Here is a 14,610-nt window from a genome sequence, read left to right on the forward strand (position 1 = left end):
GGCGCCAGACATGAGCAACCGACTCGCCAATGAAACCTCGCCCTATCTGAGGCAACACGCAGAGAACCCGGTGGACTGGTATCCCTGGGGTGACGAAGCGTTCCGTCGCGCCCGCGACGAGGACAGGCCGATCCACCTGTCGGTGGGCTATGCCGCCTGCCACTGGTGTCATGTGATGGCCCACGAGTCGTTCGAGGACCCGGACCTCGCGCGCCTGCTGAACGAGCACTTCATCAACATCAAGGTCGACCGCCAGGAGCGACCCGACCTCGACGACATCTACCAGAAAGTCGTGCAGATGCTGGGGCAAGGCGGTGGCTGGCCGCTGACGGTGTTCCTCACCCCGCAGCGCGAGCCGTTCTTCGGCGGCACCTACTTCCCGCCGCGGCCGGGCCACGGCCGGCCCGGTTTCGCCCAGGTTCTGCTTGGGCTGAGCGAGGCCTGGCGGAACAATCGCCCGGCGCTGCGGCAGAACGTCGAACAGATCCACCAGGGCTACCGCCTCATGGCGGAGCTCCAGTTGCAGGGTGATACGCCGCCGGAGCAAGACCAGCCGGCTGCGGCGGCCCGGTTGATCGCCAAGAACACCGACCGCATCCACGGTGGCCTGGGGCAGGCGCCGAAGTTCCCCAATCCCTCCTGCCATGACCTGGTCCTGCGGCTCCATCAACGCCTGGGCGAGCCGGACCTGCTGAGTTCCCTCGAGCTGACCCTCGAGCGCATGGCGGCCGGTGGCCTCTACGACCACCTCGGCGGCGGCTTCGCCCGCTATTGCGTGGACGAGCGCTGGGCCGTGCCGCACTTCGAGAAGATGCTCTATGACAACGGCCAGTTGGTGAAGCTCTATGCCGACGCCTATCGCGCGACCGGCAATCCCTCCTGGCGGCGCGTGTTCGAGGAGACGATCGACTACATCCGGCGCGATATGACCCATCCCGAGGGCGGCTTCTACGCCAGCGAGGACGCCGACAGCGAGGGTGAGGAAGGCAAGTTCTACGTGTGGACTCCGGTGCAGGTGCAGGCCGTCCTCGGCGCTGCGGACGCTGCCTTGGCCTGCCGGGCCTACGGCGTGAGCGCGGCGGGCAACTTCGAGCATGGCAGCACGGTGCTGCACCGCGCCACCGCGCTGGACGCGGGCGAGGAGGCGCAACTGGCGGGCCTGCGCGAGAAGCTGTTGGCGGCGCGGGCCCAGCGCATTCGTCCGGGGCGCGACGAAAACATTCTCACCAGTTGGAACGCGCTGATGATCCAGGGCCTCTGCGCCGCCTACCAGACCACGGGAAGCGCGGGCCACCTGGACACCGCGCGGCGCGCCGCCGAATTCCTCGAGGTCCACCTTTCGACCCCCGAGGGTGGCCTGTACCGGGCCAGGCGCGAGGGCACTGCCAAGGTCCCGGGCTTCCTCGAGGACTACGCCTTCCTCGCCAACGCGCTGCTCGATCTCTACGAGTGCGACTTCGACCCGCACCATCTCGCCCGGGCCACGCGGCTGGTCGAACTGATCCTCGAGAAGTTCTGGGATGATGGCCTCTACTTCACCCCCAGCGATGGTGAGCAGCTGGTGCACCGGCCGCGCGCGCCGCACGACAATGCCTGGCCTTCGGGTACCTCGACCAGCGTGTTTGCCTTCCTGCGGCTCTTCGAGCTGACCGGCCGCGAGCTCTACCGCGAGCATGCCGAGCAGGTATTCGCCATGTACCGCGCCGCGGCCGCGCAGAACCCCTTCGGCTTCGCCCATCTCCTGGCCGCGCAGGACTTCGCCCAATGCGGCCCGCTGAGCGTCGTCATTGCAGGCGAGCGCGAGGCCGCCAGCGCCTTGCTGGCGAGCCTGCATCGGCGCTACCTGCCGGCACGGGTGCTGGCCTTTGCCGAGGACGTTCCCCTGGGTGCGGGACGCCCGCCACTCGCCGGAAAAGCCACCGCCTATGTGTGCCGCAACCGCACCTGCGCTGCCCCCGTGACCAGCGCTGCGGCGCTGGTCAAGCGTTGCCTGGGTGAAAGCGCGTAGCCGATGGAAAGCGCCCAGGATGTCGAGCGCCTAGTACACCGCCGAGAAGCGGCTGATCGCGTCGATCACATAAGTGCTGACGGAGATTGCGGTCAGTTCGCCCAGTAGCAAGGTGACCGAAAGGCCAGTCGCGGCCAGGGTGACATTACAGCCCCACATCCTCGTCGGTGTGAGCCTGGAGAGGATCTCCGGCGACACCACGATCTTTGGTTTGAACTTGGGAAGCCACGTCCTTAGGGCGTGGTTTTGAGTAACCGGCTCTGCCTGTTACGACTGTGGTAGTCAAGGTTGTGCGACGACGCTGCGCGCGAGGGCAAGCCAGGAGTTGCACGGAGCGTCCAGGAGCCCTGTGCCGGTGTTTTGCACAGCGGTTGCAGGATTCGGTAGCCCGGATGCAATCCGGGGGAAGCTCGGCGACTCCCGGATTTCATCCGGGCTACGGTTTGCCAGCCTTCTCAGAGGGCGGGCTATCGCCCCCTTCCAGGGAGCAAAGGGCAAGTCCACGTTCTACGAACGTGCAGCGCCGTCGTGGGTTTGATCCCAAGCGTCTCGCCGGCGGCGAGGAGAATGTCGCTGTTCAGATGTGCCAAGCGGTCTTCGGTTCCGATCGGCCAAGCACCTTATATGGATAAGAGGACGGTGCCGCGCAGAATAAGACGAATCCATGGCGCTTTCGTGACAGTGCAGGGTCTTATTGCCGCCGGGAAACCGATAGGGAGCAAGGCAAACAGCGAAAATCAGGCGCATAGTTGGACACTGAGGAGGCGAAGACATGAAGTGGGATATTCCGTTTCGTGACCGGGTGGAGGCGGGCCAGACCCTGGCCGCGGCGTTGGCGGCGTGGCGCGAGCAAGCCGATGTGCTCGTGCTGGCCTTGCCACGGGGCGGCGTGCCGGTCGCCTATGAAATTGCCAGCGCACTGGCCCTGCGGCTGGATTTGATGCTGGTGCGCAAACTAGGCACGCCCGGTCATAAGGAGCTGGCGATGGGCGCCATTGCCAGCGGCGGCGTGCAGGTGTTGAACGATGATGTCATCCGTCACCTGCACATACCCCCAGCGGCCATCGACGCGGCCGTGCAAGAGGAAGTTCTGGAGCTGCATCGCCGTGACCTGGCCTATCGGGGCGAACGTCCCGCGCCATCCGTGGCCGGGCAACGGCTGATACTGGTCGATGACGGACTGGCGACCGGTGCCACCATGCGTGCGGCGATTGCGGCGGTACACCAGCAGGCGCCGGCGCGCATCGTAGTCGCCGTACCGGTCGCGCCCGTGGAGACGCTGGCGATGCTGCGCCCTCTGGTCGATCAACTGATCTGTCCGCTCGCCCCACAGCCCTTCTTTTCCATTGGCCAGTGGTACCTCGATTTCGGCCAGACCACGGATGAGGAGGTGAAGACCTTGCTGAGCCAGGCTTGGCGGAGGGAACTGCGTGACGCTGCGCAATAGCCCTGCGCGCAGTCGCTGGAATGCCGGGTGACAGGCCGTAGTGCGTGATCGTGGAGGGCTGTTCTGTCTGCAAGGCAAAGACCTGAGTCTTGGCTAGTCGTGAGCCGAGTCAGGGTCTGTAGTGGACTCGCTGCGCTCCGAACAAGTCAGGATGACTTGCGAGGGGGAGCCCGCAGAATTCGGAAAAAATCGTACGCTAAGGTTTTCGCGAACCAAGGTGGGCAGGTTTTTCAATGACTTAACATATGACCCCTGTGCGGGCTCGCGCACCTTGCGGGCGCTCCGCGTTGACGTGGCTTTTGGGGCAACGTCCAGCTTAAGCACTTTTCAACTAAGGCCGAGAAGTCGGCGTAACCAGGATCGTTTCGTGGGCGAATGAGGTATTGATATAAAGCCGATCGGAATCTCGCACCGTATTGACCGCCCAGACCGATCGACCACTACTGCCGATGTTGCCCCTAAAGGAACTTCGATGGCGATACGACATACGGCAGTGCTCGCCGGGAAATTCTCAGTGAGAAGCCGTACGTCAGTATGACCGTGTTGCGGGAGCCAGCTGACTGAAAGCATTACTGGTAGGGGTGAATCTTTGCTGAAATATTCGAGTTCAAGAAGGGAACCAGATGTCACTCGCGCCGGCCTGTACGAGATCAGACTCGGGCGCGATTTGTCCTTTGCACGCGCTATATCTATGGTAAGCCTGCATTCTTCACACCTCAGCTCCCCTTCAACGAGTTCATAGTAATGACGATCTTGGCAGAAAGGGCAGTCATCCCAAGGGCCGGCGGTATTCATACCTCTCTGAGCCATATCTGCATGCGAAGACCCGCATTCGGAGCAATAGGCGCTAGAGTTTCGCCAAACCGTGACCGTTCTTTTGCCGCAGTTGGCGCAGTGAGACAGATGCGTTTGCATGGCGTGATTTGGGAGCCTTAACGTTCTGACATATACAGCGCCCGATTACGGATGCCGCCCGCTGTTGCGTGTCTGCTTACTGGAAGCGTTGGGCGCCGACGTGCCGACGCCCGATGCAGTGCATGGTTTGGGGCACTTCTAATCGAGTAACGCATCGAGACTGCGCTTCGCTTCAGCGACTGCGGCAGCATGAGCTTCTTCAGGCGATTGGTATACGCCAGGTAATGTGCCTTGACAGACAGCGCGGTAAGAGTTGTTCGGCTCGATGCGCCATGCAGAGTACGAGGCAACCCACGGGCCAACCGTGGGGCCTGAGGCGTGCGGAAATATTGTGTGACCGAGGTGGTCATCCGGTAATTGAGCCACACTGACCTCCTTTTGAAGTCGCGAGCGACGAGCACCTTAGTGATTCAGCGTAGCTTAAAGTGGATTGCGCTAAGGTTTTTCAGGCAGCCATAGCACCCGAAACTTCCGTCCACCAGCATGCGTGCGGCCAAAATCCGTTGCGCAGCGGTTCAGCCGAACCTCTTGGCGTATGTAAGTAGCTGCTTGTTGAGGTCATCGGCGTATGGCGCATAATGCGCTTCGCGGTGACAGCACGGGCACAGGGCCACGCAGTTGTATACACGGTCTGACTTCTCGGCCCCTAAGATGTGATGAACATCCAGGAAACCAGGGAAGTCCCGGCGCTTGCCACAATCCTCACGCTCGCACGCAAACCCGGCCCTTTCTAGTACAGCTCGACGTACGTGCGGATCGCGGCGGACCTCCGAGCGAAGCACGGGCACGCGCTCACCTTCATCCCGACCCAGAGACGAGTAGTCCGGTGCCGGACAGTCGTCGTAGGTATCGTCGACCAGTTCCGACTCCCTCGTATGGGGAGTGAGCTTGGCTAAATCGATCACACCCGGCCACTGCCACAGTGCATCGGCCACCTCGTGTCCGTCAGGTGTCCGGTCATCCTGTAACCACAGAGTCGGGCTGGTGCCGTTCTGAGCGTGATTCTTCTTGGCCCGTCCCTTCAACTCACGGCGTTGCAGGTCATCGCTGACCTCGCGCTGGCGGTTCCAGATGGCATGAAGGCTTTCGATAGGAATGAGCGCGGCAAAGATGATGGCGCCTTCGTCACGCTGCACGAGCAAATTGTGAGTGAGCCCGCGCTTCGTGTCTCGCGATGTGATGTGCTCCAGCGTCGCATCCCATCCACCTTGCCGCAGGTGCGCCGCCAACTGAGCCGCCGCGTATTTCTTCTCGTTGGGATTTCGTCCATCGCGCCGCCAGCACAGTCGGACGCGCATGCTCAGTACCTGGCCATCAGGAGTACGGATACTGATGAACTGCTGAGTGGCCACGCCCGTTTGAATTCGCTTGTCGGCAATGACAACGTAGCCTCGATCATTCAGGAATGGCGCTAGTGCATCCCTGGATAGCTTTTCCGCAGCATGACTTTCAAGCCCCCGGAAAAGGCGGTCTCCTTTCGACATCTTGACACCCCTGCTGTTGATCTATGACGAAGCCATGCCGAGATAAAGGGAAATTTCACTCATTTGATTCGTAACTAGCTGTTTTTAGCGTAGTTATTACTTATAGCTTTCGCAGTGGTCGGTACTTCCCGTCTTCCAGCCGGCGACTCTGCCGCCAGACGTAATCGCCAGTCAGGTTGATGTGCTCCCAGCCCAGCGGCGACAGGTACTGATACAGGTCGGTATTCACCGGCTTTCCGGCGTCAGCCAGCCCTTGGGTGGCCCGTTCCAGGTAGACCGTATTCCACAGTACGATAGCAGCTGTTACCAGGTTGAGGCCGCTGGCCCGGTAGCGCTGCTGTTCGAAGCTCCGATCCCTGATTTCTCCAAGGCGATTGAAAAACACCGCCCTGGCCAGGGCGTTGCGCGCCTCGCCCTTGTTCAGGCCAGCATGTACACGACGGCGCAGCTCGACACTTTGCAGCCAATCTAGGATGAACAGCGTGCGCTCGATCCGGCCCAACTCCCGCAGGGCCACGGCCAGGCCGTTCTGGCGTGGATAGCTGCCCAGTTTGCGCAACATCAACGAGGCGGTGACGGTGCCCTGTTTGATCGACGCGGCCAGACGCAGGATCTCGTCCCAGTGAGCGCGGACGTGCTTGATGTTCAGCGTGCCGCCGATCATTGGGCGTAGTGTCGGGTAGTCCTGGACACTCTGCGGCACGTACAACTTGGTTTCGCCCAGGTCGCGGATGCGCGGCGCAAAACGAAAGCCCAGCAGGTGCATCAGGGCGAAGACGTGATCAGTGAAGCCCGCCGTGTCGGTGTAGTGCTCCTCGATCCGCAGATCTGACTCGTGATACAGCAGTCCATCGAGCACATAGGTCGAATCCCGCACACCGACATTGACTATACGGGTGCTGAACGGTGCGTACTGATCGGAGATGTGGGTATAGAACAGCCGCCCCGGTTCGTTACCGTACTTCGGGTTAACGTGCCCGGTGCTCTCGCCTCGACCACCTGCGCGGAAGCGCTGGCCATCGGACGATGAGGTGGTGCCGTCTCCCCAGTTGGCCGCGAAGGTATGGTTGAACTGGCTGTTGACCAGCTCGGCCAGTGCCGCCGAATAGGTTTCGTCGCGGATGTGCCAGGCTTGCAGCCAAGACAGCTTGGCGTAGGTCATTCCCGGACTCGACTCGGCCATTTTGGTCAGCCCAATGTTGATGGCATCGCCGAGGATCGCCGACAGCAGCAGCGTCCGATCCTTGGCCTGGGCACCGTCCTTTAGGTGGGTGAAGTGACGGGTGAACCCCGTCCACTCATCCACGTCCATCAGTAGTTCGGTAATCTTGATGCGCGGCAGGATCTGACTGGTCTTGTCGATCAGTGCCTGGGCGGTGTCCGGTACCGCCGAATCCAGCGGCGTGATCTTTAGTCCGGACTCGGTGAGGATCGCGTCGGGCAGTTCGTTGTCCTTGGCCAGTTTGGCGACGGTGGCCAACTGCTGCTCCAGCAACTGCAAGCGTTCTTCTAGGTACTGGTCGCTGTTGGGATTGATCGCCAATGGCAGCGCCTGTTCCTTCTTCAGTGCGGCAAATTTCGCAGGCGGCAGCAGGTAGTCTTCAAAATCACGGAACTGCCGAGAGCCCTTGACCCAGATGTCGCCGGAGCGCAGCGCGTTTTTCAGTTCGGACAGCGCGCAGATCTCGTAGAAACGCCGGTCAATGCCTTCCGGCGTGATCACCAGCGGTTTCCAGCGCGGCTTGATAAAGGCGGTCGGGGCATCCGACGGCACCTTGCGCAAGTTGTCTGCGTTCATCTCGCGCAGCTGCTGGATGGCATCCAGTACGCGTTGCGCTGCCGGTGCGGCCCGCAACTGGAGCACCTCCAGAAAGGCCGGGGTGTAGCGCCGCAGCGTGTTGAAATTCTCGCTGACCAGGTGCAGATGGTCGAAGGCCTCGGGGCGGGCCAGCAGCTCGGCATCGGTGACACTCTGGGCGAATTCGTCCCAGGGGATGACCGCCTCGATAGCGGCGAACGGATCATCACCTGACGCTTTAGCGTCCAGTAATGCTTGGCCGATTTTCGAGTACAGGCGCACCTTGTCGTTGATCGCTTTGCCCTGTTTCTGGAACTGTTGTTGATGCTTGTTCTTGGCACTGCTGAACAGCTTGATCAAGATACGGTCGTGCAGATCCACCAGTTCATCGGTCACCGTCGCGGTGCTTTCCAGCACCACGGCCACCAGGGTGGCGTAGCGCCGTTCGTTCTCGAACTTGCCGAGATCCTGAGGTGTCATCTGCCCACCTTCACGGGCCAGCTTCAGCAGGCGGTTCTGGTGGATGTGCCGGTCGAGCCCTTCGGGCAAGGCCACCAGCTGGAAGATTTTCAGCCGCTCGATGTGCTCCATCATGTGCCGCGAATTTGGTTTCAACGGTGACTGACGCAGCCAGGTCAACCAGGTGCTGTTGCTGCCTGCCTTGAGGGTCAGCAGTTCATCAAGCTTGTTGCGATGCTGCTGACTCAGTGGCTCGATCAAGGCACGGTAGACTCTCCGGTTGGCTCGTGCCACGGCTTCGGAGCAGGCTCGGTCGATCACCGTCAGTGTGGGTAAGATCCGCCGCTGCTGACGCAGGCTTTCCAGTGCCTGCCCAGCCAGCAATAAGCCTTTGTCGGTCTGCTGGGCCAGGTCAGTCAGCTCACGTACCAGAGCACGAAATTCCGACAGCCCGAACGGCAACAAGCCGAGGTAGGTACGCAGCTCCTGGGCGTGTTCGCGGCGGGTCACGTCGCGCTCACCGTATTTCGCCCAGCTTTCGGGGGCCGCCTGGACTTGTCGAGCTACCCACTCAATGACCGGATCGGGCAGCACACTGTCGCTGGCCAGCGCGTAACCGGGGTAGCGCAGCAGACAGAGTTGCACGGCAAAGCCGAGGCGATTGGCATCACCCCGTCGCTGACGGATCAGCGACAGGTCGGACTCGTTGAAGGTGTAGTAGCGGATCAGATCGTCTTGGCTGTCCGGCAACGCAAGCAGAGTGTCGCGCTCAGTAGCCGAGAGTATCGAGCGACGGGGCATGTATCAGTCATCCGTGCGAAGGTACTGGTAGAGGGTTTCCCTACTTATACCGAACTCACGGGCCAACTGGGCTTTCGGTTCGCCGGCAGCGGCGCGTTGCCGGACTGCGACGGTTTGTTCGTCGGACAGCGCTTTCTTGCGGCCCCGGTAAGCGCCACGTTGCTTGGCCAGGGCGATGCCCTCGCGCTGTCGCTCGCGAATAAGCGCTCGCTCGAACTCGGCGAAGGCCCCCATGACCGACAACATCAGGTTGGCCATGGGCGAGTCGTCGCCGGTGAATACCAGGCCTTCTTTCAGGAACTCGATACGCACGCCGCGCTTGGTCAGCTTTTGTACCAGGCGCCGCAGGTCATCCAGGTTACGGGCCAAGCGATCCATGCTGTGCACCACAACAGTGTCACCCTCGCGGACGAAGCCGAGCATGGCCTCCAGTTGCGGACGCTGGGTATCCTTGCCAGAGGCCTTGTCGGTGAACAGCTTGCCCACCTGAGTCTGTTCCAGTTGGCGTTCCGGGTTCTGGTCATAGCTGCTGACCCGGACATAGCCGATACGTTGTCCCTGCAAGGTGCCTCCCTAGACTAGGTCGATGATTACTGACCAGACGTGGCATTCGCTGCTTCTCGACCATCCAACTGGGTTGCTTGGCATGTTGTTTTCCTATCGTGCCGCGTCTGGTCGCCAAACAGGCGCAGCGTTTGCCAGGGTCATGGAGGACTGTTTGGTAAACCATGCATGCCTGTCAACTTGCGCGGCATGCCCTGCTATTACCCGATGAACAAGCTCTTTAGGCCAATGCGGCGCCCTGGCCTGCACATGGGCTGTGTGCTCGATCAACGCCTTAATCAGCTGATCTTCAAACCGAACTGATGAAAAACCCTCCAGCCAATGGGCTAGATCATCCTCACGGTACAATTCTGGGATGGCTTCAGTGAGATTGTGCGGATCAAAAAAATAGACAACATCCTTCGCAGGCATTCGCACGATATTTTTAACTGGTGAAGCCCAAAACCGTGGCGACGGTACGCCATGAAGCAAACGGGCACAGCGCGAACCTATGAATGGCTTGTTCATCCAAACGTCCAGTCGGACTTCATCTTTCCAGCTGCCAGCAGTGCGAAGCTCGCGCTTGGCCGCTGACACCAAGCTGGCTGGGCTACCAGAAAATTTGGATGCGGCCCGCTCGATCAACATTGTTTCGGTCTGACCGCTGATAATCATTGGCGATTTCCCGTGGATTCAGTTGTGTTTGCCAAGGCCGATCAGTTTCATGCCAGGTTGGTGATCGACGGTCATGACAACTGTCAAATATGAGGGTGTTCACGACCACAGGCATCAATCAGCTGTTGCTTTAAATCCCTGTACTCTTCAAGGCTGATGATTTCCGCATCGGCCAGTGTGGTGATGATCCCGAAGGCCACACCGTAGTAATACCCATCGTAAGGCACACCGTCTAACTGGCGCTCAAAACACCCGTTTATCAGGCTGTTGATGCGTGGTAGCTGAATATTGCGAATTGCATTTTTCAATTCATTCATCTTTAGGCCTTTTTTCTCGGATTTTCAGGAGCGAAAAGCGCGCCCTGGCAAATTGTGTAAGGCTGAAATCTTAGACCTTTAGTATCACATGTCAACAAAGTCATTATCAGGCTCTAACCTGACGGATTGTCCTATAGCGTCCTGACATCAGGTTAGGGTATAGCTCAACCTGACAGCAACGCTTGACGACGCACAGTTATTCATTATGATTAACTGTAAATCGAATTGACGCATCGATACGCAAAACAAATCACAAAGGATAGATGATGAACCATTCCAGCCCTTTGACGCTCCAGGATGCCAACCATCGCGATTCCGCGTGGGAACGCGCAGCCAATTATGAGAAGGAAGAGCGGCCCATCCACCCGGTGCGCAAAATTGTGGTCAAGGGCGCGGTGGATGTCGTGTTCTTTCGTTCGTCATCGGCGCACCTGGTCGTGGCCGGGGAAAGCCAAGAGGCCATTCGTAGCATCAAGACCCGCTTCGACGGTGACAAGTTGGTCATCGAGCAGGAAGGCGTTTCCATCAGTGGCGCCGGAGGCAACATTCATATTTCTGGTACCGGCAACATTTTTGTCGGGGGATCGATCAATGTGGGTGGACGCCAAGGTGGCATCACTATGCAGTTCAAGGGCCGAAGCATTGTTGGGATCGCGCTGCCTGAAGCGCCAAGTATCCGCATCAAGGGCAGTGGCGATGTGACCCTGTACGACCTTCAGCAAACCGTCCTCGATCTCGGCGTCCAGGGATCGGGTGACATCACGGCCTTTGGCCAAGTGGATCTCCTTGACGCTGAGGTGGCCGGTTCTGGCGATGTGGACGCCAGTGAGCTGGTGTCTACATCCGCGAAACTAATGGTCGCTGGCTCCGGCGACATAGACGCTTATGTCAGCGACTCCGTGAAGGCCCGAGTGGCGGGCTCTGGCGACATCGTGATCCGTGGTAACCCACCGGTCCGCGACCATTCCGTTGCTGGTTCCGGCGACATCAAATTCAAGAAGAAGTAAGGAGTAACCCCATCATGGCAACCACCGCGAAAACCCGATCTGTCACGGCTCACGTCCCTGTGCAACTAGCCGAAAAGGTCGATTTGATGGCTGAACGCCTGGAGCGCTCCAAGAACTGGATCGTCAAACAGGCTCTGTCCGCATGGATAGACCAGGAAGAAGAACGCAGTCGCTTGACCCGTGAAGCTTTGGCTGATGTGGACGCCGGTCGTGTGATTGACTACCAAGCAGTCCAGGCCTGGGCTGATAGCCTCAGCACCGACACTCCGTTGCCGGTACCGCGCTGATGGAGTTGAAGTGGACAAGCAAGGCGCTTTCCGACATTGCCCGGTTGTACGAGTTTCTGGCGGCGGTGAATCAGCCTGCCGCCGCACGAACAGTGCAGCAACTCACGGCTGCGCCGACCACGCTGCTGGCCAACCCGCGCATTGGCGAACGTCTGGAAGAGTTCGAGCCACGGGATGTGCGCCGAATTCAGGTCGGCCATTACGAGATGCGCTACGAGGTAGTGGATTCGACAATCTACCTGCTGCGCCTGTGGCACACACGCGAGGATCGATAACATGGCTGTTGAAGTCGCTTCTGACGAAGTTATCAGGAAAGCCGTGCTGACTCTGTTGGGCAGCCTGCCGCCGCAAACTCAGATGCGCTTTTATTGGAGCGATGAAGGGCAGCAGTGTTTCGAGTTTCTGGACGCAAAGGGGCAAGCGGAACATTGCCAGCTCATACGCCACAACGATGATGGCAAGGGCACAGTCATGCCGCTGATAAGCACAAGTCGAAATTGAACCTGGACTTCTTCACCTGAAAGCGAGGGCGTTATGTTTCCAAAAGAGATCAAGGCCGAGCGAGTGTTCCTGGAAGGAGGCCGCTTCGCTTTCAACCTGCGTCACGATACGTTGGGTGAACTGGGCCGGATCGTGCTGCAACCCGCGCCGCAGGGAGGAAGCCAAGTTACCTGCGAAGTACTCGACCTTCCTGATGACAGTCTGGAACAGCGTAAGGCTGTGATGGAGTCGCTGGGCAAGATCGTCATGGACGCATTTGAAAAGGCCGGCCGTTAGGGGCTCAGAGGCTTAGCGTACGATTTTTTCCGAATTCTGTAGTCACCCCTAAATGCTTGGAGTTGTTGTCGGAAAGAGAGCCAAGGGTAATTTTGATCGCTGGCGAGCGTGGCTCGGGGTTGAGTTCAGTCCTCTATGAGGTTGAGCGCAGATTGAGCCGAAGCAAAGGCCGGGCGCTTGCCCTTTATGAAGATGACGACAGTGATCCACGCTTTGTTCTGCAAAGTGTCGTCGAAGCGCTAAAGATGCCAAACTCGATCCGTAAAGATGCGACCCAGAAGATGCCAGCAGTTTTTGAAAGCGTGCTAGCCATGCGCGATTATCGATATTTTTTGATCCATGATGCTGGTCGGTATCTTATGTTCACCCGCCATATCACTCGGGGCACGCATGCTTCGCTGACATACCTCTTGTCGTTACCCATGGGTGCGAAGCTTGTGATCGCTGGAACACAAAGCGATATGAAGAAGTACCTCCAGCTTCTGGAAGCATTGAAGCCCGAGTGCCTGAAATTGGCGCCAATGACCAATGATAAACGGTACGGCGTTTTCGTGCAGGAGTTGGTGAAACAAAACTTCTCAGTCTGGAGCGCCTTTGCTCCTAATGTTAGTGCAATTCATCAGCAGACGCGCGGGCTGGTAGGCGCGACGGCAGTAAAGGTGTTTGAACAATGCCAGGTGTGTTTAGACGCGTGTAATTGATCTTGTCAAAAATGGTGGACGACATGCCAGTATGCTCAAGGCTGCTCAGCCCGATTTATGATGAAGCGCTCTCGTCTTGGCTCGCACGACTGGTTCTTGGCAGCTTCGTCGACCGGACTGCTATTCAGGAGCACATTAAAGCTCACGTCCATCGCATATCAGGTGACATAGATGCTCTGGTGGCAAGCGAGAGTTTTACTCAACCGTTTGAGCCATTTTTCAGCGTGCACAGCGCTTCTGTTTTCCGACTGCCAGACATGCCATTGCTGATGTTTGATTCGAGTACCGTGTATTGTCCCGAGTGCCTCTGTGGTGATGTGGCAAACAATCAGGCACCTGCGTGGCGTCGTTCTTGGCGTATCCAAGGCGCAGCTGTTTGCCTCATGCACGAATCGCCGGTGTTGCTGAGAAGGGTACAGGAGACCCGCTTGAATTACGTAAACAAAGCATGGGTCGCATTTGAAGAATATGTCGGCAGTCCCGCTATCAGGTTACAGGTCAACTTCGCATTGTCCAGTTCGAGCTCACAATTAGCTCTTGCGGAAAATCGTTTTCTGCTGCGATTGATTGCACGGTCGCAGCAATGGCTCAACCTTCAGGTGAGACGCGGAAGCGTTTCTGAACTGAGCTTCAATTCTGCGAGATTTTTGATGTATCTATGGCTTTGGCGTGATGTTTACGGGGGGCTGGTTTCTGGATTCGCGAGCCAGTATTTCCGTCCCTTACCAGGACGGAGGTATACGAGTTATCGGAGTCAAGGCATAGGGGTTGATGCCGTGTTCGATGAGGCAGAACCTATCCACTTGTGTGTAGCGTATTGGCTGCTTGGTATTGCTTATGGAGTGATTTCAAAGCATGAGGCCGAGTTGATACGAGCGATGACTCGCTCGACCACTTGGCTTTTTCCTGTTCATCGTGCGGAAATTGCAGAGCGTGGGCGGGTAGCGCTGGATAAGGAGGCCTTCATGGTCGTGAGGAAAGAGGCTAGTGAGCAGCTCTCCGCCGTTGAGCTTGAGCAAATCGCTTGGGCGATCGGAAACCCTACTTGAGCCTGACACTCGCCAGTGCCTCCCCACAGCCGGCTTGGAACCCCCTAGCCCTCGGGCCACCTCAGCCCTTAAGCTTTCAGACGCTGCATATTTTCACGGCGCTCCTGTGCTGCCGCCACTCTGGAGTCAGTCCCTGTATCAGGTTTGATCGACACTGCTGCTACTGAAAAGCCCGTGGTGGCCATTTCATTGGAAACCCTTTCTCGAAAGATCCTTAGTAAGCGGTTGGGGAACACACCTTGCTCAGGTCAGCCCGACATCCATTGATGCGGTAGCAGTTGGTCGATCTCACTGGCCTTCTGCGTCGGCAACCGCGTCAGCACGTCCTTGAGATAGGCATAC

The 14,610-nt window shown here is 58.7% G+C and carries 15 protein-coding genes and 1 pseudogene; 9 read left to right on the plus strand and 7 right to left on the minus strand.

The window, feature by feature from the left end; all coding sequences use genetic code 11:
• Positions 1–10: 10 nt before the first annotated feature.
• Positions 11–2,008 carry a thioredoxin domain-containing protein gene (locus tag ACRESH_RS17100; protein ID WP_431743091.1) on the plus strand — a complete coding sequence of 666 codons (1,998 nt, stop codon included), beginning with the start codon at positions 11–13 and terminating at the stop codon, positions 2,006–2,008.
• Positions 2,009–2,041: 33 nt separating this feature from the next.
• On the opposite strand, the pseudogene ACRESH_RS17105 reads toward ACRESH_RS17100, so the two are convergent.
• Positions 2,042–2,161, minus strand: a pseudogene (locus tag ACRESH_RS17105) (HupE/UreJ family protein); the annotation flags it as partial.
• Between the two features lie 619 nt (positions 2,162–2,780).
• Between ACRESH_RS17105 and ACRESH_RS17110 the strand changes: the two are divergent.
• Entirely contained in the window at positions 2,781–3,455 is a 675-nt protein-coding gene (locus tag ACRESH_RS17110) for a phosphoribosyltransferase (RefSeq protein WP_431743092.1), read from the plus strand.
• 1,430 nt (positions 3,456–4,885) lie between these two features.
• Here ACRESH_RS17110 and ACRESH_RS17115 read toward each other — a convergent pair.
• From ACRESH_RS17115 to ACRESH_RS17135, 5 genes are all read right to left on the minus strand, one after another.
• Positions 4,886–5,854, minus strand: coding sequence for an HNH endonuclease (locus ACRESH_RS17115; protein ID WP_431743093.1), 969 nt, complete (start codon positions 5,852–5,854; stop codon positions 4,886–4,888).
• A gap of 100 nt (positions 5,855–5,954) precedes the next feature.
• Positions 5,955–8,912: a Tn3 family transposase gene (locus ACRESH_RS17120; protein WP_431743094.1), complete on the minus strand. Its 2,958-nt coding sequence runs from the start codon at positions 8,910–8,912 to the stop codon at positions 5,955–5,957.
• Positions 8,913–8,915: 3 nt separating this feature from the next.
• A complete protein-coding gene (locus tag ACRESH_RS17125) occupies positions 8,916–9,476 on the minus strand; it encodes a recombinase family protein (protein WP_431743095.1) in 561 nt (186 codons plus the stop codon).
• A 93-nt stretch (positions 9,477–9,569) separates the two neighbouring features.
• Entirely contained in the window at positions 9,570–10,130 is a 561-nt protein-coding gene (locus ACRESH_RS17130; protein WP_431743096.1) for a hypothetical protein, read from the minus strand.
• Positions 10,131–10,213: 83 nt separating this feature from the next.
• A complete protein-coding gene (locus tag ACRESH_RS17135) occupies positions 10,214–10,447 on the minus strand; it encodes a hypothetical protein (RefSeq protein WP_431743097.1) in 234 nt (77 codons plus the stop codon).
• A 266-nt stretch (positions 10,448–10,713) separates the two neighbouring features.
• Between ACRESH_RS17135 and ACRESH_RS17140 the strand changes: the two genes are divergently transcribed.
• The 7 genes from ACRESH_RS17140 (at position 10,714) to ACRESH_RS17170 (ending at position 14,268) form a co-directional block, all read left to right on the plus strand.
• A complete protein-coding gene (locus tag ACRESH_RS17140) occupies positions 10,714–11,454 on the plus strand; it encodes a GIN domain-containing protein (protein ID WP_431743098.1) in 741 nt (246 codons plus the stop codon).
• A gap of 14 nt (positions 11,455–11,468) precedes the next feature.
• A complete protein-coding gene (locus tag ACRESH_RS17145) occupies positions 11,469–11,741 on the plus strand; it encodes a CopG family ribbon-helix-helix protein (protein WP_431743099.1) in 273 nt (90 codons plus the stop codon).
• Positions 11,741–12,016 carry a type II toxin-antitoxin system RelE/ParE family toxin gene (locus ACRESH_RS17150; protein WP_431743100.1) on the plus strand — a complete coding sequence of 92 codons (276 nt, stop codon included), beginning with the start codon at positions 11,741–11,743 and terminating at the stop codon, positions 12,014–12,016. Before ACRESH_RS17145 ends, ACRESH_RS17150 begins: the two co-directional genes overlap by 1 nt.
• A 1-nt stretch (position 12,017) precedes the next feature.
• Entirely contained in the window at positions 12,018–12,242 is a 225-nt protein-coding gene (locus ACRESH_RS17155) for a hypothetical protein (protein ID WP_431743101.1), read from the plus strand.
• A gap of 33 nt (positions 12,243–12,275) precedes the next feature.
• Positions 12,276–12,518, plus strand: coding sequence for a hypothetical protein (locus ACRESH_RS17160; protein ID WP_431743102.1), 243 nt, complete (start codon positions 12,276–12,278; stop codon positions 12,516–12,518).
• Positions 12,519–12,670: 152 nt separating this feature from the next.
• Positions 12,671–13,219, plus strand: a complete 549-nt coding sequence (locus tag ACRESH_RS17165; RefSeq protein ID WP_431743103.1) for a hypothetical protein — start codon at positions 12,671–12,673, stop codon at positions 13,217–13,219.
• Positions 13,216–14,268, plus strand: a complete 1,053-nt coding sequence (locus ACRESH_RS17170) for a TniQ family protein (protein ID WP_431743104.1) — start codon at positions 13,216–13,218, stop codon at positions 14,266–14,268. Before ACRESH_RS17165 ends, ACRESH_RS17170 begins: the two co-directional genes overlap by 4 nt.
• Before the next feature lie 248 nt (positions 14,269–14,516).
• Here the strand turns inward: ACRESH_RS17170 and ACRESH_RS17175 are convergent.
• Positions 14,517–14,610: transposase domain-containing protein (locus ACRESH_RS17175; RefSeq protein WP_431742066.1), on the minus strand; the 94-nt coding region annotated here is incomplete at its 5' end.

Origin of the sequence: Pseudomonas sp. (assembly GCF_050739775.1) — a bacterium.
Taxonomy (GTDB): domain Bacteria; phylum Pseudomonadota; class Gammaproteobacteria; order Pseudomonadales; family Pseudomonadaceae; genus Aquipseudomonas.